The 23,333-nt window shown below is 72.8% G+C and carries 17 protein-coding genes; 9 read left to right on the forward strand and 8 right to left on the reverse strand.

The window, feature by feature from the left end; all coding sequences use genetic code 11:
- Positions 1-347 precede the first annotated feature (347 nt).
- The 3 genes from WMF44_RS19595 (at position 348) to WMF44_RS19605 (ending at position 3,468) form a co-directional block, all read left to right on the forward strand.
- Positions 348-1,331: an ATP-grasp domain-containing protein gene (locus tag WMF44_RS19595; protein WP_437300640.1), complete on the forward strand. Its 984-nt coding sequence runs from the start codon at positions 348-350 to the stop codon at positions 1,329-1,331.
- Entirely contained in the window at positions 1,328-2,455 is a 1,128-nt protein-coding gene (locus WMF44_RS19600) for a carboxylate-amine ligase (RefSeq protein ID WP_437300641.1), read from the forward strand. The genes WMF44_RS19595 and WMF44_RS19600 overlap by 4 nt, the downstream gene beginning before the upstream one ends.
- Positions 2,456-2,619: 164 nt before the next feature.
- The gene (locus WMF44_RS19605) at positions 2,620-3,468 is read left to right on the forward strand and encodes a hypothetical protein (RefSeq protein WP_012236218.1); all 849 of its coding nucleotides are present in this window, start codon (positions 2,620-2,622) and stop codon (positions 3,466-3,468) included.
- A gap of 13 nt (positions 3,469-3,481) precedes the next feature.
- On the opposite strand, the gene WMF44_RS19610 is transcribed toward WMF44_RS19605, so the two are convergent.
- Positions 3,482-4,912 (reverse strand): serine/threonine protein kinase, encoded by a 1,431-nt coding sequence (locus WMF44_RS19610; protein WP_437300642.1) that lies wholly within the window; start codon positions 4,910-4,912, stop codon positions 3,482-3,484.
- A gap of 496 nt (positions 4,913-5,408) precedes the next feature.
- On the opposite strand from WMF44_RS19610, the gene WMF44_RS19615 reads away from it, so the two are divergent.
- Together WMF44_RS19615 and WMF44_RS19620 are read left to right on the forward strand one after the other, a co-directional pair.
- Entirely contained in the window at positions 5,409-7,109 is a 1,701-nt protein-coding gene (locus tag WMF44_RS19615; protein WP_437300643.1) for a hypothetical protein, read from the forward strand.
- 64 nt (positions 7,110-7,173) lie between these two features.
- Positions 7,174-7,770, forward strand: a complete 597-nt coding sequence (locus WMF44_RS19620; protein WP_437300644.1) for a GNAT family N-acetyltransferase — start codon at positions 7,174-7,176, stop codon at positions 7,768-7,770.
- Positions 7,771-8,433: 663 nt separating this feature from the next.
- Here the strand turns inward: WMF44_RS19620 and WMF44_RS19625 are convergent.
- The 6 genes from WMF44_RS19625 to WMF44_RS19650 all read right to left on the reverse strand — a co-directional run bounded on the left by WMF44_RS19625 (position 8,434) and on the right by WMF44_RS19650 (position 16,280).
- On the reverse strand, positions 8,434-9,705 hold the full coding sequence (locus WMF44_RS19625) for an outer membrane protein assembly factor BamB family protein (RefSeq protein ID WP_437300645.1): 1,272 nt from the start codon (positions 9,703-9,705) through the stop codon (positions 8,434-8,436).
- Positions 9,692-10,984 carry a hypothetical protein gene (locus tag WMF44_RS19630; protein WP_437300646.1) on the reverse strand — a complete coding sequence of 431 codons (1,293 nt, stop codon included), beginning with the start codon at positions 10,982-10,984 and terminating at the stop codon, positions 9,692-9,694. The genes WMF44_RS19625 and WMF44_RS19630 overlap by 14 nt, the downstream gene beginning before the upstream one ends.
- A 31-nt stretch (positions 10,985-11,015) precedes the next feature.
- Positions 11,016-14,528 (reverse strand): sulfatase-like hydrolase/transferase, encoded by a 3,513-nt coding sequence (locus WMF44_RS19635; protein WP_437300647.1) that lies wholly within the window; start codon positions 14,526-14,528, stop codon positions 11,016-11,018.
- Positions 14,525-15,001 (reverse strand): transcription elongation factor GreA, encoded by a 477-nt coding sequence (gene greA, locus WMF44_RS19640; protein ID WP_012236225.1) that lies wholly within the window; start codon positions 14,999-15,001, stop codon positions 14,525-14,527. The genes WMF44_RS19635 and greA overlap by 4 nt, the downstream gene beginning before the upstream one ends.
- A 110-nt stretch (positions 15,002-15,111) precedes the next feature.
- A complete protein-coding gene (locus WMF44_RS19645) occupies positions 15,112-15,426 on the reverse strand; it encodes a hypothetical protein (RefSeq protein WP_437300648.1) in 315 nt (104 codons plus the stop codon).
- Positions 15,423-16,280 (reverse strand): outer membrane protein assembly factor BamD, encoded by an 858-nt coding sequence (locus WMF44_RS19650; protein WP_437300649.1) that lies wholly within the window; start codon positions 16,278-16,280, stop codon positions 15,423-15,425. Before WMF44_RS19650 ends, WMF44_RS19645 begins: the two co-directional genes overlap by 4 nt.
- 119 nt (positions 16,281-16,399) lie before the next feature.
- On the opposite strand from WMF44_RS19650, the gene WMF44_RS19655 reads away from it, so the two are divergent.
- Complete coding sequence (locus tag WMF44_RS19655) at positions 16,400-17,911, forward strand: sigma-54-dependent transcriptional regulator (RefSeq protein WP_437300650.1); 1,512 nt, start codon at positions 16,400-16,402, stop codon at positions 17,909-17,911.
- 20 nt (positions 17,912-17,931) lie between these two features.
- Here the strand turns inward: WMF44_RS19655 and WMF44_RS19660 are convergent, their stop codons facing one another.
- Positions 17,932-19,476, reverse strand: a complete 1,545-nt coding sequence (locus WMF44_RS19660) for an ATP-binding protein (protein ID WP_437300651.1) — start codon at positions 19,474-19,476, stop codon at positions 17,932-17,934.
- Between the two features lie 343 nt (positions 19,477-19,819).
- On the opposite strand from WMF44_RS19660, the gene WMF44_RS19665 reads away from it, so the two are divergent.
- From WMF44_RS19665 to WMF44_RS19675, 3 genes are all read left to right on the forward strand, one after another.
- Positions 19,820-20,470: a transaldolase family protein gene (locus WMF44_RS19665; RefSeq protein ID WP_437300652.1), complete on the forward strand. Its 651-nt coding sequence runs from the start codon at positions 19,820-19,822 to the stop codon at positions 20,468-20,470.
- Positions 20,471-20,476: 6 nt separating this feature from the next.
- Positions 20,477-22,081 carry a methyltransferase domain-containing protein gene (locus tag WMF44_RS19670; protein ID WP_437300653.1) on the forward strand — a complete coding sequence of 535 codons (1,605 nt, stop codon included), beginning with the start codon at positions 20,477-20,479 and terminating at the stop codon, positions 22,079-22,081.
- Between the two features lie 202 nt (positions 22,082-22,283).
- Positions 22,284-23,273: a hypothetical protein gene (locus WMF44_RS19675; protein ID WP_437300654.1), complete on the forward strand. Its 990-nt coding sequence runs from the start codon at positions 22,284-22,286 to the stop codon at positions 23,271-23,273.
- Positions 23,274-23,333 lie beyond the last annotated feature (60 nt).

A 23,333-nucleotide genomic window follows, 5' to 3' on the forward strand; every position in this document is an offset into this window, starting at 1 on the left:
GTCCGTCAAGATTTATTTCTCGTGGCCTCCGTCCCTGGCTGATCGAGCCCGCGCCTGCCCCTGGATCTCCGTGGCTTTCGCCGCGCGTCGCGCGCCGCCACACGCGCCCGCACCGGTCCCGCCGCCGCCGCGATCCACGTCCGCGTTCGTTCGCGTCCGCGTCGCTCGTTTGCTGCGATGGCAAGCGCCATCACGAACGCGCCGGCGGACGTGCGAACAGAGCTGTTGGACCGTGTGACAACCTGACTCATCGACACACTTACAGCGTAAAATTCCCATGTGTCCGCGCTACGCTGTGCGTCAGCGGCGCCAGCCGCGTGGTCGCGTAGTGGAGGAGCAAGCAACGTATGGCGGAGAAGATCGGCATCCTCGTCGGCTGGGAACAGTCGTTCCCTCAGGCCTTCCTCGAGAGGTGCAACAAGATTCCGGGCGTCCGGGCGGAGATCGCGAAGCTGGGCGGGACGCCCGAGCGGTTCGAGAGCCCGTACCGGGTGCTCATCGACCGGATCAGCCAGGAGGTGAAGCACTACCGCTTCTACCTGAAGGCCGCCGCGCTCGGCGGGGCGTTCGTGATCAACGACCCGTTCTGGTGGAGCGCCGACGACAAGTTCTTCGGCTACTCGCTGGCGTCGCAGATCGGCATCGCGACGCCGCGCACCGTCATGCTGCCCCAGCGCGACTACATCCCGGCGATCGTCAAGGAGCGCAGCCTCCGCAACCTCGAGTATCCGCTCAACTGGGAGGCGATCATCGACTACGTGCGCTTCCCGGCCATCCTCAAGCCCGCGGACGGCGGCGGGTGGAAGGACGTGTCGGTGGTGCGCAGCCACGAGGAGCTGCTCGCCGCCTACAACGCCTCGGGGCAGAACGTCATGACCCTGCAGGAGTTCATCGACTTCGACGACTACGTCCGCTGCATCTGCGTCGGGAAGGATCGCATCCTCCCGATCCAGTACGACCCCAGGGCGATCGGCCCCACGGGGCTCCGCGGCTGCTACGTGCAGCACGACAGCGAGCGGTGGCTCCCGAAGGCGCTGCACGATCGCGTCATCGAGGACGCGATCAAGATCAACAAGGCGCTCGGCTACGACATGAACTCGATCGAGTTCGCGATCCGCGACGGCGTCCCGTACGCGATCGATTTCACGAACCCGGCGCCGGACATGCACATCGAGCACCTGCGGGAGCGGTACTTCAATATCGCCGTCGACTGGATGGTCGCGTTCGCCGTGGAGTGCTCGCGGGGCGACCGGCGGACGCGGGACGGCTACGCGTGGTCGAGGCTCGTCCGGCCCTCCGTGGGCAAGGTGCGGCTCGGGGCGTCGTCATGACCGACCTCGAGGGGCTCCTCGACGGCCAGTTCACGCTGGGCATCGAGGAGGAGTTCCAGATCGTCGACGCGGAGACGCGCGAGCTGCGGTCGTACGTGAGCCAGCTGCTCGAGGGGGGGCCGGGCCACGAGCTCTTGCGCGGCCGGGCCCGCCCGGAGATGCACCAGTCGGTCGTGGAGACGGGCACCGGCGTCTGCCGGGACATCCGGCAGGCGAGGGGAGAGCTCGTCGAGCTGCGCGGCAGCCTGAACGCGCTCGCGCGGCGAGGGGGGATGCGGATCGTCGCGGCCGGGACGCACCCGTTCAGCGACTGGAAGAAGCAGGACATCACCGACGGCGAGCGCTACCGGTGCATCGTGGAGGACCTGCAGGACGTCGCCCGCGCCAACCTCATCTTCGGGCTGCACGTCCACGTCGGCGTCAAGGACCGCGAGGTGGCGATGGCCCTCGCGAACCAGGTCCGCTACTTCCTGCCGCACATCCTCGCGCTCTCCACGAGCTCGCCGTTCTGGCTCGGCCGCCCCTCGGGGCTGAAGAGCACGCGCAGCGAGATCTTCAAGCGCTTCCCGCGCACCGGGATCCCGGGGCGCTTCGAGTCGTACGGCCACTTCCAGCGCTTCGTCGATCTGCTCGTGAAGACGGGCTGCATCGACAACGCGAAGAAGATCTGGTGGGACGTCCGCCCGCACCCGTTCTTCGACACGGTCGAGGTGAGGATCTGCGACATGACCACGCGCCTCGACGACACCGTGGCGCTGGCCGCGCTCGTCCAGGCCGTCATGGGCAAGCTCTACCTCCTCTACCGGCGCAACCTCGGGTTCCGCGAGTACCGGCAGGAGCTCATCGAGGAGAACAAGTGGCGCGCCGTGCGCTACGGCCTCGACGGGCAGCTCATCGACTTCGGGAAGCAGGAGCAGGTCCCCGTCCGCCACCTCGTCGGCGAGCTCCTCGAGTTCGTGCAGGAGTCGGCGGAGATCTTCGGATCGCAGGGCGAGATCGAGCGGGTCCGGAGGATCCTCCACGAAGGGACGAGCGCGGATCGCCAGCTCACGGTCTACGCCCGGACGAAGAGCTTCCACGCCGTGGTCGACGACCTGATCGAGCAGTCGAGCCTGGGCCTGTAAGAGCTGCCCGGCGGCGGAGGCCGCCGTGGGGAGGCCGCGCGCCGGGAGGAGGGCTCCTCCCGGCCGCGCGCGGCTCCGGCGGAGGCGCTCGGCGGGCCAGCGGCGGCGGAGCGGCGGGGCGGCGGGGTGCATCGAGAGGCGGCCGCCGGCCGAGGCGCGCCGCCGTGCGAGAATTTCTGCTCGCGCTCCGGCTCTGCTACCGTGCGGCCGTGGGAAACGCTCCGCATCGCTGCGTCGCAGCTCTCTCGGTGGGCTGGCTGCTCGCGCTGTCCGTCACCGCGGGCGCCGCGGGTTGCGCGTCGACCGAGTACGTCAACGAAGGCCCTGGGCAGCCGACGCCGCGGGCCTCCGGCTCGCTGCCTCCCGGATCGGTGGGCGTCTGCAAGCAGCCGCTCACGAAGCGGCCGCCCATCGTGAGCGAGGAGCTCTGGGCGCACGCGAAGCCGTGCACGTCGCGCACGCCGCCCTCGACCATCCGGCTCGGCTACGCGAAGGACGGCTCGGCGGGCGCCGATCCGGAGACGGAGCAGCTGGTCGAGAAGGTGCTGGCGGCGCTCGCCGAGGGGACGAAGCCCGACGGCGGGAACAACCAGGTGACGGGCGCGATCCGCGCGGTCCGATCGTACGCGGCGAGGAAGGACGAGCTGCGCGCCCGGATCGCGCGGGACTCGGCCTCGGATCAGGCGTGCGACGTGACCTACCTGCTCAACACGATGTCCGCCGCGCGGGGCAAGCTGTCCGGAGGCGACGCCTGCACCGCGGAGGTGTTCGACCCGGAGACGCGCGCCGACGCGTGCCTCTTCGACACGAAGCGGCCCGAGGGGCTCTGGCTGTCGAGCGGCTGGTCCTGCATGACGTTCACCGGGGCGCTCGGGAACGAGGCGTCCTGCCATCAGCTCTGCGGTTACGACGACTACTGCGCGCGGCAGGTGTACTGCGCCGCAGGCGACGTCAACCTGCTGCTCTGCGCGCTCGGCGTCTGCCTGCCGGAGCCGTCCGCCGGCATCAAGTGACGGCCGCGCGGAGCTAGTCCGCGAGGAGCGCGCTCAGCCGCTCGAGGACGCCGCGGAGCAGCTCGCGCACGCCGCGAAGGAGCGCGCGCACGTCGCGAACGGCGTCGTGGACCTCGCCGGGCACGGGCAGGATGCCGGCGCGGGCGGCGAGCGCCGCCCCCGAGACGAGCAGCAGGACCACGACCAAGGCGAGGAAGATGCGGCGGGGCCACCGCCGCCGCCGGCGGGGCGCCGGCGTCATCAGGGCCGGAGGCGCGGACTTGACCGGCAGCTTGCGGCTGGAGGGCGGCGGCGGGAAGGACGACTTGGGCTGCGGCTCGTCGAGAGAGACGGGGAGGATGCCGGCGAACGTGGCCGGGAGTGGCGTGTTCCCGGCGGGCGGCCGCTTGCTGCTGCGCGGCTCGCCTCGCCGCCCGGACGTGGCGCGGAGCTCCCCCCGCGCCGACAAGCGGCTGTCCGCGAGCTGGATCGCCGTCGCGAGCTTCTTCCGGCGCTCGGCGACGGCGTCGCCGAGCGTCTCGCGGACGAAGCGGCCGACGTCGCCCTCCGTGACCGGGGTGCCGAGAGAGATCGCGATCTGGTCGATCGTTCGCTGGAACGACGCGCAGTCGCTCCAGCGGTCCGCCGGATCCTTGGCCAGCGCGCGCTCGATCGCCAGCGCGAGATCGAAGGGGACGTCCGGCACGAGCTCGCGGATGGGGACGGGGGCGAAGCGGATGATGTTCTCCATCGTCTTCGCGTCCGTCTTGCCGCGGAACGGGTGGTAGCCGCTGAGGGTCGTGTAGAGGAGGACCCCGAGCGAGAAGATGTCGGCGCGCCGATCGACCTTGCCCGACGTGAGCTGCTCCGGCGAGAGGTACGGGATCTTGCCCTTGAGCTGGCCGGCGACGTGCGTTTCGTGCAGGCGGCCCGTGGCCTTGGCGACGCCGAAGTCGACGATCTTCACGATGCCGTCGAACGACACCATCACGTTCTGCGGGGAGATGTCGCGGTGCACGAGGTCGACGAGCCTGCCCTCGTCGTCGCGCAGCTCGTGCGCGGCGTGCAGGCCGGCGCAGATGCTCGAGGCGATGCGCAGGAGGATCGGCAGCGGGACGCCGCCGGTCGTTTTCACCTGCTTGTTCAGCGAGGCGATCGTGTCGCCGTCGACCCACTCCATCACGATGTAGAGCACGCCGTTCTCGTCGCCGAGCTCGACGATCTCGACCGCGTGGGGGTGCCGGATGCGGGACGCGAGGCGCGCCTCGTCGAGGAACATCGCCTCGAAGGCCGGGTCGTCGCCGAACTCCGGCAGCATCGTCTTGATGGCGACGATCTTCTGGAAGCCGCGGGATCCCACGAGGCGCGCCGCCCAGACCGCCGCCATCCCTCCACGGGCGACCGGCATGAGGAGCTCGTAGCGGCCCAGCGTGTCTCCAGGCTTGAGGTCCGACAGGATCTGCACGCGGTGGTCCTACTAGATGGGGAGGCGGAGTTTGGAGGGGTAGGGCTCGAGTGCCACCGTTACGTTCGTGGAGGCCCGTAGCCTCGACGTCTGCCGGAGCGACGCAGCGCCATCGCGCCTGCACGTCACGAAGGAGGTCCCGCAAAGCCAGGGTGCCACGAAGCGGATACGGACCTCAAGCTCGGGGGCGAAGGCGCCTCGGAGGGACGCATCGCTGCGGAGGGTAGGCGAGCGCGGCCCGAAGAGAGGACGCGGCGAGCGCGGCCGGGGCGATCGATGTGGCGCGCGAGGAGATCGGAACGGACGCGAACCGACGCGAACCGACGCGAACCGACGCGAACCGACGGGAACCGCGTGCGGCGAACGGGAATGATTCGTTGCGTGTAAAGACGCGTGTAAAAGTGCGCGTAAAGGTGCGAAAAGTGCGCCAGCTCGCGTTGAAGACGCGGGCGCTGGAGTCGTGATACACGGTGAGCGACCTGCTCGACGAGGCCTCATGGAAGCCAATTTGCGCCCGATCCCGCCGCCGCACGACGAAGACAACGAAGACGTGCACTGGGCGCTGTCGACCGCGACCGCGCTGTGGGGGCGCGGGGAGCGCGATGAGGCCCTGAAATGGCTGCGCCGCGCCGCGGAGCAGGCCTCGGATGCCAACGCCGACCTGCGCGCCCTCGAGCTCTTCAAGGCCGCCGCGGAGGTGGCGCAGAAGATCGCGACGCTCGAGGCGGATACGGCCACGGCCTCGCAGCCCACGACCGCGAGCGCGCCGCCGAATGCGGCCGCGAGCGCGCCTCCCCAGGCGTCCGGCGCGCCTCTGGCAGCGGCGAGCGCGCCGCCGCCCAGGCCGAGCGCGCCGGGGGCACTGGCGCGACCGTCGTATCCGCCGGGCGTGGAGGCAGGACGAGCCGAGCGCGGCGGCGCGGGCACGAGCGCGCCGCCCGCCGCGATGCGAGCGCCTTCGGTCCGCGCGCCTGCGGGCGATGCGCCGACAGGGCCGATCCCGTCCGCGGTGGCGACCTTCCGCGACAGCGCCGTGCCCAGGCCCGCGGCGGGGCTGGGCCGGCCGGCGTCGGTGGTGCCGGGGCGCGCCCCGGCGCCGGTGAGCGCAGCGGCCCTGCGCGAGGTGACCCCGACCCAGCTGTCGCCCGCGGCGCGCACACCGAGCCACGCACCAGGGCTCCCGGCGCGCCCTGCCGCGGCGACGAAGACCGGCGCCCCTCCGGGGACGGCCGGATCGCCTGGCCGCGCCGTCCCGGCGAACGCGCGTGCGATCACCAGCTTCGCGGCGTCGCCCCACGGGAGGGTGTCGTCGACCACCGCGGTGACCGAGGAGGTCCCAGCGGTCAGGCTCCCGGCCGCGGGTGCGCTCGCTGGCCAGGAGCCGGGGTGGGGTGCGTCGGACGCCGCGCGCGAGAGCTCCAGCGGGGAGCAGCAGCCGGCCGACGCGGATCCTCCGGCCGATCAGCGCGCGACGGTGCCGACGCCGACGGCCATGGCCGCGGCGTTGGCGCGGCGGCCGGCGGTCCCGCTCGGCGCGGGCTCTTCGCAGGAGGCGACCGAGCGGCGCCCAGGCCTCTGGCCGAGCACGGACGATGAGGGCACCGCGCGCCGCCCCCTGACCCCGCAGGAGCAGCGGGTGCTGATGGAGCTCCGGATCGAGGACCTGGACGAAGAGACGCCGATGCTCGCCCTGGAGCAGCTGGCGGGCGACGGCAAGCCGCCCGCCGCCGCACCGGAGGCGGGCCACGCGTCCGACGACCGCGCCGACTGGACCGAGGCCGAGCCGGATGAAGCGGAAGCCGACGCCGGCATCGCCTCTGCGGACCGGCAGGGAGACCCGACCTTGGCGGGGGATCCCTCGGACGCGGTGCAGGGCCAGAGCGCGGAGGAGGCGGCGTCCTGGTCGCAGGGAGCCCCCACGGACGATCGTGGGGGCTCGTCGGAGGGCTCGTCGTGGAACGATCCGCCGTACGAAGCGGAATGGCAGGCGCCGCCGCCGCGGCTGCCCGCGTCGCAGATCGAGCCGCTGCCGGCGCTGCGGATCGCGGTGATCGGCATCTCGAGCGCCGGGGAGCTCCGGCTCGTCCCGATGGACGGAAGGAACGCTCCGCCACGGGGCGCAGCGCTCGGGATCCTCGTCCCGCTGAGCCCCGGGGACGGCGAGACGATCGCGCGGCTGCTCCAGCTGCGCAGCTGAGCTGCCGAGGGGACACGTTCGGCAAGAAGTGGGGCATCCCGCGCATCGGCGGTAGCCTCGGGGGATGGATGACGAACGGACAGCCCCGAAGCGGATCCGCGTGACAGGACTGCAGGAGGCCCAGCTGCCGGCGCTCGTGGCGCTGGAGCAGGCCTGTACGGCGACGCACCGCGAGGCTGGCCCTGGGGCGGCGGAGATCGAGGCGCGGACGCTCGCCGATCTCGCCGCGCTGACGCGGCGGCACGACGTGCGCGTGGCAGAGGCGGACGACGAGGTAGCCGGCTACCTGGCGTGGCGTGACGAGGCGCCTGGGGTCGCGGTGCTGGAGGAGCTCTCGGTGCACCCGGACCACCAGCGATGCGGCGTCGGGACGCGGCTGCTCGCGGAGCTCCAGGATCGAGCGCGCGAGCTCGGCATGGAGCAAGTCGTTGTGCGCTCCAGGGAGAAGGCGAGCTGGGCGCAGGCTTTCTACGAGAAGAAGGGCTTCGAGCCGCTCGGCGAGGGCGCGCCGGCGAAGGTCCGCGCGTGGTGGAGCGAGCAGGAGGCCTCCGGGAGCCCGCCGGCCCGAGCCGGCGAGGTCATCCTGTGGGCGGCCATCCCGCCGCAACGCCCTGAGGCGGTGGACGAGGGCGACGGGGGCGACGAGCGCAGCGAGAGCTGAGCCCGGCCGGGCGGACGGTTCGCTCGGGCCGTTGTGACCCGGGGGGCGCCCGGGCGAAGGGGCGCGGTTGCAGAGGCGCGCGATGGCGCGGCCGGGGTTCGCCTGGCTGCGCTCGCGCCAGCCGTGGGGCTCGGAAAACCGGCCTGGGGCGCGAGTTGACATAATGTTTCTTATGCGATCCAAGGCCGGTGCGGCGGGCAGGGGAGCTCGGCTCGATTTCACGAGCAATTCATGCATCTGAGGGCCGTTCGGGCCGCATCTCGCGGCGGTCGCCGCCGTCGGTCACCGCCGGTCACCGCAACCTGGGTGGGTCACCGCAACCTGGGTCGGTCGGCCTCGCCCACCGCCACCCGACCCGCCGCAACCTGGGTCGGTCGGCCTCGCCCGCCGCAACCTGGGTGGGTCGCCGCAACCTGGGTCGGTCGGCCTCGCCGGCAACCTGGGTCGGTCGCCGCAACCTGGGTGGGTCGCCGCAACCTGGGTCGGTCGCCGCAACCTGGGTCGGTCGGCCTCGCCCACGGTCGCCGCCACCCATGGCTCAGCCCGCCACGAGAGCACGCCGGAGGCACCACTCCGGAGCCGGTTCAAGGCGTCGTCCGCAACGCCCCGCGCGCCCTTCGGCCCGCCAGCATCGCGCCGCCGCGCCTCAGCCTGTGCGTGTGTTCAGCCCTTCGGAACCGGGGGCGTCTCGACGTCGAGGCTCAGCAGCGAGCCGCCGTTCGTCAGGACGAACGCGCGCCGGCCGTACGCCGCCGGCGTCATCGCGATGCCGCCGCCGGTCTCGATGCCGTCGATCACGGCCCCGTCCAGCGGCGAGAACAGGAAGATCCCGTAGCGCGTGGTCGTCACCAGCAGCGCCCCCGAGAACGGCACGGGGGCCGAGATGCCGCCGTCAGGCAGGTCCCGGCGCCAGATCGTGCGGCCATCCTCCGGATCGAGCGCCCACAGGCCGGTCATGCCGGAGGACGCAAGCAACACCTTCCTCGCGGGCACCATCGGACCGCCTCCGCTCCGAGGCTGATGCGCAGGCTGCTCCCACAGGAGAAGCTCGGTCACGCCGACCGCCGCCTCGTTCATCCAGGCCCGGGTCCCGTTCTCTGCGTCGAGCGCGAAGACCCCGCCCGCGTAACCCGCCACGAAGACCACATCGCCCGAGGCGATCTTCCCGAGGACCGGCGTGGTGTCCGTGTCGAGGTACTTCGGCGTCTGGCCGCCCGCGCTCTGCTCGGCCTCGGCAGCCAGGTCGACGAGCGCCCACTGCTCGGACCCGTTCTTGAGGTCGTAGGCCATCACGACCCCGTCCGAGAACGCGGTGTAGACCTTGTCCCGGCCGAGCGCCGGCCCCGCGTGCCCGGAGATCTCCATCCCGCCCGCCGGCGTCCTGTGCTGGTGCCAGCGCATCGCCCCCGTCGCCGCGTCGAGCGCGATCAGCGTGTCGTTCGAGTTCGTCACGTAGAGCACGCCGTCGCGCAACACAGGCCGCCGCGCGACCCTCGCGTTGGTCATGAAGCGGTAGAGCAGCGCGCCGTCGGACGCGCGCACCTTGTAGAGCGCGCCATCGTCCGAGCCGAAATAGACCGCGTCCGACGCGGCGTCGTAGAGCGGCTCGCACTGCACCGGGCCGAGCGTCTCGAAGCGCCAGAGGACGTCGCTCGTGTCCGCGCGCAGCGCGTACAGCCCGTGATCGCTCGATCCGACGAAGACGCGCCGGTGCGCCACGTCGATCTCGGGGCGGCCGCGCTCGTAGGCCTCGCCGACCTTGCGCGTCTCGGCGGTGAGCTCGCGGCGCATCGTGATGCCGAGGGCGCCGCCCGGGTGGTGCAGCCAGAGCGGCGCGTCGGGCGCCGCAGCGACGCCCAGGTTGCCGCAGCCGCTCAGCGGCGCGAGCCCCAGCCAGACGAGCGCGACGCCCGCTGCGCGGCTAGCGCGGCGCATCGCCCGCCTTCTTCTCCGCGTTCTCACGCGCCCGGCGGAGCAGCTGCTCGATCTCCTCCGGCGTCATCGACTGGCCCTTCGGACCGCCGAACGCGGCGCGCGGCGGCACGGCGGCCGGATCGATCTTGCGCAGCATCTCCTCGACGACCGCCTCGAGGAACTGGAACGGGCGTCCCTCCGTCGACGGCGCCTGGAGCTTCTCGTGCGCGCTCTTGAGCAGCTCCTTCGCCTTGTCGGTGTCGCCCTTGGCCAGGTGGAGCCGCGCCTGGTGGTACAGCGCGAGCTCCTTGTAGCCCTTCATGTCGATCGCCTCGAGCTCCTTGAACGACGCGAGCGCGCCGTCGAGATCCCCCTTGCCCTCGCGGGCGAAGGCGATGCCCTCGATGGCGCGCCCCTTCACGTCGGGATCGGCCCCGGCCAGCGGCGACGAGACCACGACGCTGTACGCGTCCAGCGCGTGCGCGTAGTCCTTCTTGTCGAGCAGCACCCCGGCCTGCCCGAGCTTCGCCAGCGTCGCCGCCCCGGTGCCGGCGTGCTCGTCGATGACCTTGTTGTACTCGGCGAGCGCGGTGGCCGACCGCTCGTCCGCGGTCTTGAAGGTCCTCGTGACGTCGAGCTCCTTCTCCTCCTCGGTGCGCGTGTCCTCGGCGAGCACCCTGCCCCGGTCCGCGGCGACGGCCGAGACGAGCGCCGACGAAGCGACGGCGTCCTTCTTCTCGGCCCGCGACACGTAGAACAGCGCGCCGCCCGTCGCGACGAGCGCCGCCAGCACGCCCCACTGGAGGATGTGGAAGTTCGCCTTGATCCACCGGCCAGCGCCGCTGCTCATCCGGCTGAGCGCGTCCTCGACCATCTCGCCCGGCAGCAGCTGGACCGGGCGGCGCCCCTCGGCCTGCTCCCTGCGGCGAGCGAGCAGCTCCTTCGCGCGGGCGTTCTTGTCCTTGGGCAGCTCCTCGCCGGTCGCCTTCTTCTTGCGACGGCGCGCGGTGGCCTCGTCGCGGCGGCGGGCCGCGCGGTTCGGCGCCGCCTCGGCCGCCTCTTCGCCCGCCGCCTCCGGCGCGGGAGCCTCGTCCGCCTCGCCGACGCCGAGCGCATCGGCCACGCGCTGCGCGGCCTCGTCGTCGCCGTCGCCGCCGGCGTCCTTCACCGGAGCGCCGCGCGGCGGCCTCGCCGGGGCCGCCTCCGCGGCCCCGTCCTCGTCGCCATCGCTCCGCGTGGCGACATCGCCGTCGCTCCGCGCGGATTTCTCTTCGGCCTGCTCTCGGTCCTTGTCCGACACGCGGCGGACTCTAGTCTCGCGGCCTGCGGCGTCAATCTGGCCGGTGAACGGCGGGCGCTTCGTCGTCCGAGCGCGGCGGCGCCCCGGCCTCCCCGGGCGACCAGGGCGCAGGCGGCGGGGGCGGGATCTCGTCGCTCAGCGGGACGACCGCGCACGCGGACACCTCGACGTTCTGGGTCGCGTACACCACGAAATCGCCGTAATTGCCGGCCTGCGCGCCCGCCGCGGGCGGCAGCGCCGCGAACGCCTCGGTCGGCTCGCTCCCCGGCGGGATGGCGAGCGTGACCGCGCGCTCCGGATCGAGCTCCGGCGCGCTGGCCGGGACGAGCGACGCGCCGTCCCGCTTTGGCGGGCGCCACGCGCGCGTGGGCCTGCCGAACCGCACCTCGCCGGGGCGGCCGTCGTCGGTCCGCGCGCGGCAGATGACGCGCACGCCCTTGCCGTTGCCGGCCTTCGGGATCACGACGCCGAGGCCCACCCCGCTCTTCGCGAAGCGGCGCAGGCGGCCGAGATCGCGCTCGCGCGGCCCGCCGAGCAGGTCGAGGATGTCGGCCCGGAGCGCGAACCCGAGCCCCCCCGGCAGCGGATCGGGCGTGCCGAGCATGCGCAGGAGCGGCGCCCGGAGCTCGGGGCCGGCGCCGAGCTTCACGAGGGCCTCCGCGATCGCGACCCGCGCGGTCTGGTACGGCTCCTGGCTCAGCCGCTCCGCGAGCGCCGGCCGCGCGGCGTCCTCGCCGATCGCCGCGAGCGCGGCCGCGGCGTACGGGCGGAGCCGCACGTCGCCGAGCGCCGCGATGAGCGGCGGCAGCGCCGCCTTCACCCGGATCTTGGCGAGCGCGTCCACGATCTCGCGCGCCCGCTCGAACGAGGTCACCTCGCCCGCGTCGGCGCCGCCGTCCTGCTCGGGGCCGCGGACCACCTGCCGCAGCCACGCCACGAGCACGTCGTCGCCGCGGCGATCGCCCGTCTCCGCCAGCGCGAGCGCCGCGAGGCGCCGCCACTTGCGATCGCGATCGACGACGAGATCGCGGGTGAGCGGCGCGCCCTCGCCGAGCCGCGTGAGCGAGAGCGCCGCCCAGCGCCGCACCTCGTCGTCCTCGTCGCGCACGAGCGCGAGGCGCAGCGAGGGCGCCGCCTCGGAGCGGCGCAGATCGAACAGCACCTCGCCCGCCTTGCGCCGGATGGCCACGTCCGCGTCGTCGAGCAGCGCCGCGACCTCGACGACCGCGTCGGCGTCGCCCGCGATGCCGCGGCGGAGCGCGTCGGGCCAGCCCTTGCCCTCCTGCCGGAGGCCGCGGACCTCGTAACGCCCGTGCGACGCCTCGATCGCGCGCAGCTCCGACCGCATCGCGGCGAGTTCCGCCGGGCGCAGCGCGGAGATGTCCTCCCGCTGGCGCGGATCGGTCGCCACGTCGTAGAGCGCGCACGCGCCGATCTTGCGCGCGCAGACGAGCCGCAGCGTGCCCTTGGCGAGCAGCGTCTGCGTGTCCGTCTCGGCGAACGCGAAGCCCGGGAGCGAGGGCGGCCCGCCCGGCGGGGCCGCCTTGCCCTGCTCCGCCGCCTCGTCGCCGGAGGCGAGCAGCGGCCCGAGGTCGGCGCCGCGCACGCGCGCCGGCCTCGGGATGCCGAGCCCCGCGAGCACCGTCGGCAGGAGATCGACGAGCTGCACCGGCGCCCGGACCACGCGCGGCGAGAGCAGGCCGGGCGCGCTCACGAGGAGCGGCACGCGCGCCTGCTCCTCGTACACGGTCGTGCCGTGGTAGCGACCGCCGTGCTCGCCGAACTCCTCGCCGTGATCGGCCGTGACGATCACGACGGCGTCCGGGCGCCCCTTGCGGACCTCGTCCACGATCGCGCCCACCCCCGCGTCCGCCACGGCGATCTCCGCGTCGTAGCGGTCGATGTCGCGGTCGCCGAGCGGGTGCTCCGGGTGCGCCTCGTACGGCTCGTGCGGCTCGAAGAGGTGCACCCACATGAACGCGCGCTGCGCCGGCCCGAGCCCGGCGAGGTAGCTCCGCACCTGCTCCAGCCGGAGCTGGGCGCTCGCGAACTCGATCTTCCGGTACTCGAAGTCGAGCGCCCGGTCGCGCAGCGCGCCGAAGCGCTCGCCGTCGATGAAGAACACCGCCGGCGGATAGAAGCCCGCCGTCTTGTAGCCGTAGCGGCGGAGGTGCTGCGCGAACGTCTCGGAGTCGTCCCCGAGCCCTTGCAGCACGAGCGGGCGGATGTACTTGCCCGTCATGAGCGACGACACCGCGTACGACGTGTGCGGCGTCGGCGTGTACGCCGCGTCGAAGCGCACGCCCTCGGCCGCGAGGCGATCGAGGTTCGGGGTGATCTTCCTGTCGTAGCCGTACGCCCCCACGTGGTCGGCGCGCAGGGCGTCGACGCTGATCAGCACGACGTCGCGCCCCCGCAGATCGATGGCGTGCCCGCTCGCGCGCTCGTCGAGCGGCGCGGCGTCGAGCGGCTCGGGCGGCGACAGCACGGCGGCGAGCTCGACCACGTGGCCGAGCAGCGGGCCGTGCGTCGCGTAGATCAGCCGGATGTTGTCCGCCGACGCGAGCCTGTCCGCGGCGCCGGGCGCGAGCGCCGCGCCGAACGCGAAGAGGACGAGCGCGAGCGCCGCGCGCACCAGCCTGGGCGAGCGCCGCCCGTGCAGGTCCTCCAGGCGCGCCGCGCGGGCAGGCAGCGCCGGCGTCGCGAAGGTCGCCGCCGCGAGGGTGAGCGCCGCGAGCCCCAGGTGGAAGGCGGCGTAGAGGCGCGGCAAGACGCGCACGTTCGCGACCTCGAGCAGGACGATCGCGCAGATCGCCGCGAGGAGGAGCCACCTGCCGGAGGCCGCGGCGCGCGCTCGCTTCAGGACGCGCGCCGCGCGCGGCGCGGCGGCGAACGTCGCGGCGGCGGCGACGAGCGCGAGCGCCGCGATGAAGGGCGCGCGCCGGCCGCCCTCGAGCATGCGCCCCGTAGAGACCCCGAAGGCCACCGCGCCGCCGAACGCGCCCGCGATCAGCGCGGCCGCAGCGCGGAACGCCTTGCGCTCGGCGCGCATGACGATCTCGAGCACCGCGCCGAGGACGGCGGCGCACGGCGCCGCGGCCGAGAGCGCGAGCGGCAGGAGGTCGCGCAAGGCGCGGCCGAGCTCGTAGGGCCCGAGGAGCTCTCGCCACCGCCACACGCCGACGACCAGGAGCTCGGCGAGCGCGAGCGCCGCGATCGCGAGGTAGGCGTCCGCCATGCGCCACCCGATCTCCGTCTCCAGCTTCCTCGGAGGCGCGTCGGAGTTCCCGCTCGGGAACGTGGCGCGACTCGGCGCGGGCGCCGGCGTGGACGGGCGCGCCGGCCCGGCCTGCGGGCGCGGCGCCGCCGGGGCCCGGTGGCCGGCCGGCCCCGGCACGACGCCGGCGATCCCCTCCCCGGCGGCCGCCGTGTCAGGCCGGCTCCCCAGGAGGGGCCGCCCGGAAGGCGCGGGCCCCCCAGGAGGCCGGCTGGCGCCCCCATGGCCCCGCGGGCGCATCGGAGCGGCCCCGTTGCGATCGGTCATGCGTACGAGACTTCGAGGATCTCGTACGTGCGCGGCCCGGCGGGCATGTTCACGCGGACCTCCTCGCCGACCTCATGGCCGAGCAGCGCGCGCGCGAGCGGCGAGGCGATGGAGATGCGCCCGACCTTGAGATCGGCCTCCTCGGGCCCGACGATCTGGAAGCTCTGCTCCTCGTCCGTGTCCACGTTCGCGAGCTTGACCTTGGCGCCGAACTGGACCTTGCTGCCGCTCAGCTTCGACGGATCGATCACCTCGGCGCGCGAGAGCGTCTGTTCGAGGTAGCTGATGCGGGCGACGATCATGCCCTGCCGCTCCTTGGCGGCGTGGTACTCGGCGTTCTCGGAGAGATCGCCGTGCTCCCGGGCCGTGCCGATGTCCTTGACGACCTGCGGCAGGTCGATCTCTTTCAGCCGTCGCATCTCTTCGCGGAGCCGCGCTTGCCCCTCGGGCGTCATCGGTACTTTCTCGGACATGGTGGGACGCTTTTAGCATGCCTCCCGGCCGGGAGACGACGGCCCTGGGCGCGCCGATCGCCCGGGGCGCCAGGCGCCCGGACCGCAGCGCGTGCCCCCGCCGCCTTCGCCTAGCCGCGCCAGCGAACGATCTTCCGCGGCGGCCGCCGCGCATGGGCGTCCGCTGACTTGGTCGCGCTCCGGACGAGGGCCGCCGCCGTCCTGGAGAGCTCCTCGGGATGCGGTCCGCCGTGCGGGACGGCCGCGGTGTCCACCGTCGCCGTGGCCGCGCCGGTCGCCTCGGCGACCCGCACCTCGACCGGGACGTCCGCGTCCGGGAGTCGCACGAGGCCCCGGTACACGAACTCCCCTGGCGCATCTCCGGCGTCGGCCTGCTCCAGCACATAGCGAGCGCCGGAGGACGGCCGTCCGACGGCCTGCGTCACAGCCGCGGCCCCGCGGGGGCGCGGCCCGACGCCGCCTTCTTGGCAGGCGTGCCGCGCGGCCCGCCCATCTCGTCGAGGAACCGGCGCGCGGTCACGGCGAACGGGCCGCCCCAGTCCCGGATGACCGACTCGAACACGGCGCGCGCCTCGTCGGGCTTCTTCATCTTGAGGAGCGTCTCGCCCTTGAGGACGAGCGCCTCCGGATCGAGCCCGGAGCCCGGGAAGGTCCGCAGCGCGTAGTCGATCCGGGCGAGGGCCGCGTCGAACACGTCTTCCTTGAGGTAGTAGCGCGCGACGTAGAGCTCGTGGCGCACGAGCCGCCCCGTCACGACCTCGAGCATGTAGGCCGCGTCCTCGCGGTACCGGCTGCGCGGGTACTGCCGGAGGAACGTCCGGATCTCCTTGTAGGCCTCGAGCGTGGTCGCCTGATCGCGCTCCTCGGCCGGCGGCAGGAACACCGTGTCGTCGATGTCCAGGTAGAGCGCCTTCGCCATCCGGTACTTCGCGTACTCGACGTTGCGGTCCGTCCGGTGCTCCTGGATGAACGCGCGGTACTCCGAGATCGCCTCCGGGTACTTTCCCTGCTCGAAATCGAGGTCCGCGATCCTGAGATCGGCGAGCCGGGCGTAGCGGCTGTAAGGGAAGAGCCGCTTCACCTCGCCGAAGAGGGCGCGAGCGTCCTCCCAGTCCTTGGCCTGGAAGGCGGCCATCGCCTCGTTGTACGCGGCGCGCGCGTCCTCGGTGTACGTGAGGGTCGCGGTGCGGCCGTCGTTGAACTCGAAATCGCAGCCCACGAGCCCGCCGAGGGCAGCGAGGCACCCGGCGAGGGCGAGGACAGCGGCGGAGGGTCTCATCGAGCAGGCCTCGTACCCAATCCGGCGCCGGCGCGCCAGGGCTTCCGCCGCGGAGCCGAGCCTGTGCTCCTTCGCTCCCCGCATCGTGGCGCACGGCTGAGCTGGGGTATGGTCGACCCATGCCCGCTTCCTCTCCGCCGCCCGCCCTAGTGGCCACCGCCCCGCCCGGAGGCGCAGCCGCGCCCACCGTGCTCGTGGTGGACGACGAGCGCAACATCCGCCGCACCCTCGCGCTGGTGCTGCAGGGCGAGGGCTACCAGGTCGCGGAGGCCCCGAGCGCCGAGGCGGCGCTGGAGCTGCTCGCGCACGGCGACAGCCCCGTCGACCTCGCCCTCGTCGACCTGCTCCTGCCCGGCATGAACGGCCTCGACCTCCTCCAGCGCGTGCGCCAGGACGACGCCACCCGCGAGCTCCCGGTGATCGTGATCAGCGGCCACGCGACCGTCAACGACGCGGTGAAGGCCATCAAGCTCGGCGCCAGCGACTTCTTCGAGAAGCCGCTGAACCGCGAGCGCGTCCTCGTGGGCGTGAAGAACGCGCTGCAGAACTCGCGGCTCGCTCGAGAGGTCGAGGACCTCAAGGCGCAGGTGCAGGCGCGCTACGAGATGATCGGCCAGAGCGCGGCGATGCAGCGGCTGTTCAAGGAGATCGACCGCGTCGCGCCCACGAAGGCGAGCGTGCTCATCACGGGCGAGAGCGGCACGGGCAAGGAGCTCGTCAGCCGCGCCATCCACCGGCTGTCGCCGCGGGCGCGGGGCCCCTTCGTCCGGGTCAACTGCGCCGCGATCCCGCGCGAGCTCATCGAGAGCGAGCTCTTCGGCCACGAGCGCGGCGCGTTCACCGGAGCGAGCGGACCGAAGCGGGGCTTCTTCGAGCAGGCCCACGGCGGCACGCTGTTCCTCGACGAGATCGGCGACATGGACCTCGCCGCCCAGGCCAAGGTGCTGCGCGCGCTGCAGTCGGGCGAGATCTGCCGCGTCGGCAGCGAGCACAGCCGGCACGTCGACGTCCGCGTTCTCGCCGCGACGAACAAGGACCTCTCGCGCGAGGTCGCCGCGCTGCGCTTCCGCGAGGATCTCTTCTTCCGCCTCGCCGTGTTCCCCATCAAGAGCCCGGCGCTGCGCGATCGCATGGAGGACCTGCGCGCGCTCGCCGACGCGTTCATGGCGGCGTTCTGCAACGAGAACGGCCTCAAGCAGAAGGCCATCGATCCGGTGGTCTACGCCGCGCTCGAGCGCCGGAGCTGGCCGGGCAACGTCCGCGAGCTCAAGAACGTGATCGAGCGCGCCGCGATCCTCTCGGGCGACGTCGTCACGATCGCCGATCTCCCGGAGGATCCTCACGAGAACCCGTTCGAGGACGACGCGCAGGGGGCCGCCGGTGACGGCGCGGCGGCGCCCCCCGCCCCCGGCGCGGCCGAGCCGCCCGCGGGCGCGGCCCGCCACGAGCCGGGGCGCCCTCGCCTCACGCTCCGCGAGTTCCGCGATCGGTCCGAGCGCCGCTACATCGTCGAGGTGCTGGCCAGCCTCGACTGGAACATCTCGCGCGCGGCCGTCCTGCTCGGCGTCGAGCGCACGAACCTCCACAAGAAGATCCGCACCTACGGCATCAAGCGAGGTGAGGCGCCGTAAGCAAGGCCGGCGCGTCCGGCCTACGCGGCCCCCTCGAGCGCCCTGCGGACGGCGCGGAGCAGCGACTCGGCCGTGAAGGGCTTCCCCAGCACCGCGGCGCCAGGGCAGACGGCGAACGGGCCGTCGAGGGCGTCGCCCGTGTAGCCGGACATGAAGAGCACCTTCATGTCCGGCCTGAGCTCCACGAGGCGAGCGGCGAGCTCGCCGCCGGACATCTCGGGCATCAGCACGTCGGTGAGCAGCAGGTCGACGCGCCCGCGCTGCGCCTCGCAGACGCGCAGCGCCTCGCGCGGCCCGCGCGCCGTCAGCGTCGTGTAGCCGTTCTGCCCCAGGATCCGGCTCGCGAGCGCGACCACCGCGTCCTCATCGTCGGTGACGAGCACCGTCCCGCCCTCGCCCGGGCGCGGCGCGGCGCGGCGCGGATGCCCCGCGCGCGCTCGCCGCGAGGACGCCGCGCGCGCGGAGAGCGGCAGGTAGATCTCGACGCGCGTGCCCTCCCCGGGCCGGGAGGCGAGCTCGATGTGGCCGTGCCACTGCTTGACGATCCCGTACACGGTGGCGAGCCCGAGGCCGGTCCCCTTCCCCCTCGGCTTCGTCGTGAAGAACGGCTCGAAGGCGCGCGTCCGCACGTCGTCGCACATCCCGCTGCCGGTGTCGCTCACGACGAGGCGCGCGTACCGGCCAGGCGGGACCGCCGGGTGCGCGTCGCGCAGGCTCCCCGCAGCGCCGACGCGGACCGCGCGCGTCTCGATCGACAGCCGGCCGCCGCCTTGCATCGCGTCCCGCGAGTTCAGCGCGAGGTTCATCACCACCTGCTCGATCTGCCCCGCGTCCGCCAGCACCCGGCAGGCCGACGGACCGAGCGCGATCGCGAGATCGATGCTGCCGCCGACGGCGGCGCGGAGCGCGCCGTCCATGCCGCGCACGACGTCCCGCAGATCCAGCACGACCGGCTGCGCGAGCCCCCGCCGGCTCACCGTGAGCAGCTGCCGCGTCAGCGACGCGGCCCGCTGCGCGGCGCGCTTGATCTCGGCGAGATCCTTCTGCACCGGGCTCTGCTCGTCGAGCTCCTCTATCACCAGGCTCGTGTAGTTCAGGATGATCGCGAGCAGGTTGTTGTAGTCGTGGGCGATCCCGCCCGCGAGCCGCCCCACCGCTTCCATCTTCTGCGCCTGGCCGAGCCCTTCCGAGAGCTCGCGCTGGCGATCGTCCGTGCAGCGCGCGGAGGAGAGATCGACGACGGCCCCGACCACGAGCCGCTCGCCGCGCGCTTCCGCGATGGTCTCGGTCCTCATCACCCGGACCGCCGATCCATCGCGGCGGGTGAGGAAGCCCTCGACCGCGCCGGCCGGCGGCGGCGTCGCGCCCGCCGCGCCCCCGCCGAGGTGGAGATCGCCCGCCGCGAGCGCCTCCTCCCGCGAGCCATAGCCGAGCAGCCGGGCGAGCACCTCGTTGCAGTCGACGAGGTGGCCGTCGGGCGCGGCGACGTAGAGCCCGGCCGGCGAGCAAGCCGCGAGCAGCGGGCTGTGCGCCACCGGATCCCTCGACGATCGTCCGCTGCTCATCGACGCATGGCCGTGGAGAAAACGTTCCGTAGGAGAGACATCTCCGACAACCAGAACTGAAGCGCGGACTCTCCGTCTTTGCAACGTCGTTCACACCGGCCGCACCGCGAACGTCACCGCAGGGCGGCGCGGCGAGCCGCGCAGCGTGGACGGTGTCTCGCTCTCTCTCCTCCTCCACTTCTCTCTTCTCCCCTTCTCCCCTCCGCTATTCCCCTTCTCTATTCCCCTTCGCTATTCCCCTTCGCTATCCCCCTTCGCTATCCCCCTTCGCTATCCCCCTTCTCTATTGCATCGAACTGGCCTAGACCGCGCCGGGGCTCGAGCGAGCCCGCTGGAGCGCTCCATGTTCTTCCTCGACAGCTCGAACCCGGCCGAGATCAAGGAGCTCTTCTCCTGGGGCGTGCTCGCCGGCGTGACGACGAACCCGCTCATCCTCGCGCGCGACGCGGGCTGCGTCGATCTCGAGCGGCGCATCCGCGAGGTGCTCGCGGCGTCGGCGGGGCCCGTGTCGGTCGAGCTGACGAGCGAGGACGAGGCGGCGATGCTCGACGAGGCCCGCGGCTATCACGCGTGGGCGCCCGAGCGGATCTGCGTCAAGGTGCCGTTCAGCGACGTCGGCCTCAAGGTGACGCACGCCCTCGCGAAGCGCGGCGTGCGCACCAACGTCACGTGCGTGATGAGCTTCAACCAGGCGTACCTCGCGGCGCTCGCCGGCGGCGCGTACGTCTCGATCTTCAGCGGGCGCATCCGCGACATGGGCTACGCCGCGACCCCGGTCATCGAGCGCACGCGCGCGAGGATCGAGCGCGAGCGGCTGGGCGCCGAGATCATCGTCGGCTCGATCCGCCACCTCATGGACGTGAACGAGGCGCTCGACGCCGGCGCGCACATCGTGACCGTGCCTCCCGCCATCTTGCGGAAGATGCTCCACAACCCGAAGACCGAGGAGACGATCCGCGAATTCAACGCCGCCTGGGAGAAGCGTGCTAAGTAGCCGCGCGTGAACGCCGAGCCCGGCCACGCGCGAGGAGACGGGGAAGACGGAGAAGGCCGCGAAGGCCGCGAAGGCCGCGAAGGCCGCGAAGGCCGCGAAGACCGCGGGCCCCGCCCTCTCGGCAACGGGGACGCCCCGGGCCGGCGCTCGCCGCCCCGCGCCGCGCCGGAGGCCTTCGCCGGGCGCAAGTACGCGGTCGAAGAGGTGAACCGGGCCCTCGTCGCAGTCGCCGGCCGGCCGCGGACGGTGCTCGACGTCGGCTGCGGGATCGGGCTCAACGGCGCCGCCGTCAAGCGCACGGGCGCGCGCGTGACCGGGATCGAGATCGCGCCCGGCTCGCTCGCGCGCGCCGGCGCGGCGCTCGACGAGGTCCTCGCCGCCGACATCACGAGCGACGCCGCCGTGCGCGAGGCGCTCGGCGACCGGCGCTTCGACCTGCTCCTGTTCGCCGACGTCCTCGAGCACACCGCCGACCCGCTCGCCGTGCTCTGCCGCTTCCTGCCCCACCTCGACGAGGACGGCCACGTCATCATCTCGCTCCCCAACGTCGCGGCCTGGCCGGTGCGCCTCGGCCTGCTCGCCGGCCGGTTCGACTACGAGCCGAGCGGCATCCTGGACGACACACACCTCCGCTTCTTCACCCGCGCGTCGGCGGTCCGGCTCATCGAGCGCGCCGGGCTCGAGGTGCTCCGCGTCGAGCAGAACCCGATGCTCGTCCGGGCCGCCAAGGGGCTCATCCTCCGCGGCCTCGGCGCAGGAGACGACCCCGGCGATCTCGCCAGCTCGCTCCCCTACAAGGCGTATCACGCGCTCGTCCGCCCGCTGGAGGACGTTGTCGCCGACCGCGCGCCCGGCCTCCTCGCGTTCCAGCACGTGATCGTCGCCAGGAAGCCGCCGCGCCCGCGCCGGATGCGGCTCACCGTCGGCATGCTGACCATGGACGAAGAGGAGAGCGTCGGCGCCATGATCGGCGAGATCAGGAAGGCGGCGCCCGACGCGGAGATCCTCTGCGTCGACAGCTCCACGCGGGACAGGACCGCCGAGATCGCGGCCGGCCTCGGGGCGCGCGTGCTCCGGCAGGTGCCGCCCCGCGGCCACGGGCCGGCCATGGAGCTCCTCATGTACAGCGCCGCCGCCCGGAGCGATCTGCTCATCTACCTCGATTGTGACTTCACCTATCCGGCCGAGAACATCCCCGTGTTCAGGCGCCTCATCGAGGAGGAGGGCGCCGACGTGGTGAACTGCGCGCGCACCCGCACGAGGCCGGCGGCCATGCCGGTCCCGAACTACATCGCCAACCGCGCCTTTGCCGCCATGACACACGCGATGCATGGCATCCCGACATCTGACGTCCACAGCGGAATGCGCGCCTACCGCTGCTCGGTGATTCGCGCGTTCGATTTCGACGGTGAGGGCGACGCGTTGCCCATCGACACGCTGCTCTTCCCCGCGAAGTGCGGCTATCGCGTGGTGGAGATGCCCATCGAGTACAACGAGCGCGTCGGCACCTCGAAGCTGCGCAAGCTGGCTGGCACGGTGTGGACGATGATTCGCCTGCTGCGCGCGCTCCCCGTCGGCGCCCGGCTCGGCGACCGCTACGAGCGCCGCTAGGCGTCACGCCGCGCGGCAACGCGGACGAAGCCGGACGAAGCGCGCCGGGCTCATCGGCGTGTGACGTGAATGTGGCTGTAGCGACGCGGCGCGGCGTCACCTCGACCGCGTGGTCATCGCAGTGCCGCCGCCTATACTCCGCACCTTGCAACACCAGAGGAGGCGAGAGATGCGGTTTCTGAAGGGTTTTTGCGTATTAGGTGTGTCCGCGCTGGTGGGCGCGGCGGCGGGAGCGGGGTGCGGGGGCGACGACGCCGGCAAGACGAGCTCGAGCTCGAGCTCGGCGGGAGGGACCGGCGGCGGGGCTCCAGGCGACTGCTCGCCGACGAACCCGGTCTGCACGGCTGTCGCTTCCGAGTGCATTGCCGTCCACGACAATCAGGGCGCGACGAAGTTCGGTCTGCGGATGGCGCAGCTGACGATCACGAAGCCCGACGTGCTCGCGGTCGGCTATATCGCCCGCCTCGTCGCCGAGGGCCTGACGATGAACCTGCCCGTGTGCAACTTGAATGGCACCGGGACCTTTTCCTGGCTGCTCGAGTTCGACACGGCGACCGGCAAGCTGCGCACCGGCGGCGCGATGCCCACGAGCGACCCGCTCGCGGGCTACTGCTTCGCCAACATGTCTGCAGGCGAGTTCGAGATCGCGCCGAAGGAGATCGACGCCCCCCTGACCGACGGCGCATGGAGCGGCGCGTCCGACATCCTGAACGTCCCGATCTTCCTGGACACGGGCTCGGGAGACGTGGCCGCCGAGCCGATCGTCCTGCCCATGCACCAGGTGCAGCTCACCGACACGAGGGTGTCGGCGGACAACAACTGCATCGGACGGTACAACCGGGAGGGGCTCAGCCCGATCGAGGCCTGCCTCCCCGGCCCGGACGGCGATCCCCCTGCGTTCATCAACGGCGGCAAGCTCGCCGCGTTCATCACGCTGGAGGAGGTCGACCGGGTGATCATCCCCGGGATCGAGCAGAGCCTCTGTGTCGTGCTCTCGGGCGATATTGGAGAGTACGGCACCGGTGAGACGCCCAATACGTGCAAGCGCGACGCGAGCGGCGAGATCGTGCTGAAGGGCGACTGGTGCAGCGCGACGAACTCGGCCGCGACGGACGAGTGCGCCGACGCTTATGCGCTCGGCGGCGAGTATGCCGCGAGCGCTGTCAAGATTACCGGTCTCTGTCCCCAGTAGCGCTTGCGGGCGGCTCTCAGGGGAGCGTACGATCTGTCGTGGCGTCCTGGAGCCCGCGCC

The sequence above is a fragment of the Sorangium sp. So ce426 genome, from assembly GCF_051475585.1.
GTDB lineage: Bacteria > Myxococcota_A > Polyangia > Polyangiales > Polyangiaceae > Sorangium > Sorangium cellulosum_B.

Excerpts from the sequence above, each read along its gene's own strand:
- WMF44_RS19595 (WP_437300640.1), top strand. The coding sequence starts at position 348 with ATGGCGGAGAAGATCGGCATCCTCGTCGGCTGGGAACAGTCGTTCCCT.
- WMF44_RS19600 (WP_437300641.1), top strand. The coding sequence starts at position 1,328 with ATGACCGACCTCGAGGGGCTCCTCGACGGCCAGTTCACGCTGGGCATC.
- WMF44_RS19615 (WP_437300643.1), top strand. The coding sequence starts at position 5,409 with ATGGAAGCCAATTTGCGCCCGATCCCGCCGCCGCACGACGAAGACAAC.
- WMF44_RS19620 (WP_437300644.1), top strand. The coding sequence starts at position 7,174 with ATGGATGACGAACGGACAGCCCCGAAGCGGATCCGCGTGACAGGACTG.
- WMF44_RS19625 (WP_437300645.1), bottom strand. The coding sequence starts at position 9,705 with ATGCGCCGCGCTAGCCGCGCAGCGGGCGTCGCGCTCGTCTGGCTGGGG.
- WMF44_RS19635 (WP_437300647.1), bottom strand. The coding sequence starts at position 14,528 with ATGACCGATCGCAACGGGGCCGCTCCGATGCGCCCGCGGGGCCATGGG.
- greA (WP_012236225.1), bottom strand. The coding sequence starts at position 15,001 with ATGTCCGAGAAAGTACCGATGACGCCCGAGGGGCAAGCGCGGCTCCGC.
- WMF44_RS19650 (WP_437300649.1), bottom strand. The coding sequence starts at position 16,280 with ATGAGACCCTCCGCCGCTGTCCTCGCCCTCGCCGGGTGCCTCGCTGCC.
- WMF44_RS19655 (WP_437300650.1), top strand. The coding sequence starts at position 16,400 with ATGCCCGCTTCCTCTCCGCCGCCCGCCCTAGTGGCCACCGCCCCGCCC.
- WMF44_RS19660 (WP_437300651.1), bottom strand. The coding sequence starts at position 19,476 with ATGAGCAGCGGACGATCGTCGAGGGATCCGGTGGCGCACAGCCCGCTG.
- WMF44_RS19665 (WP_437300652.1), top strand. The coding sequence starts at position 19,820 with ATGTTCTTCCTCGACAGCTCGAACCCGGCCGAGATCAAGGAGCTCTTC.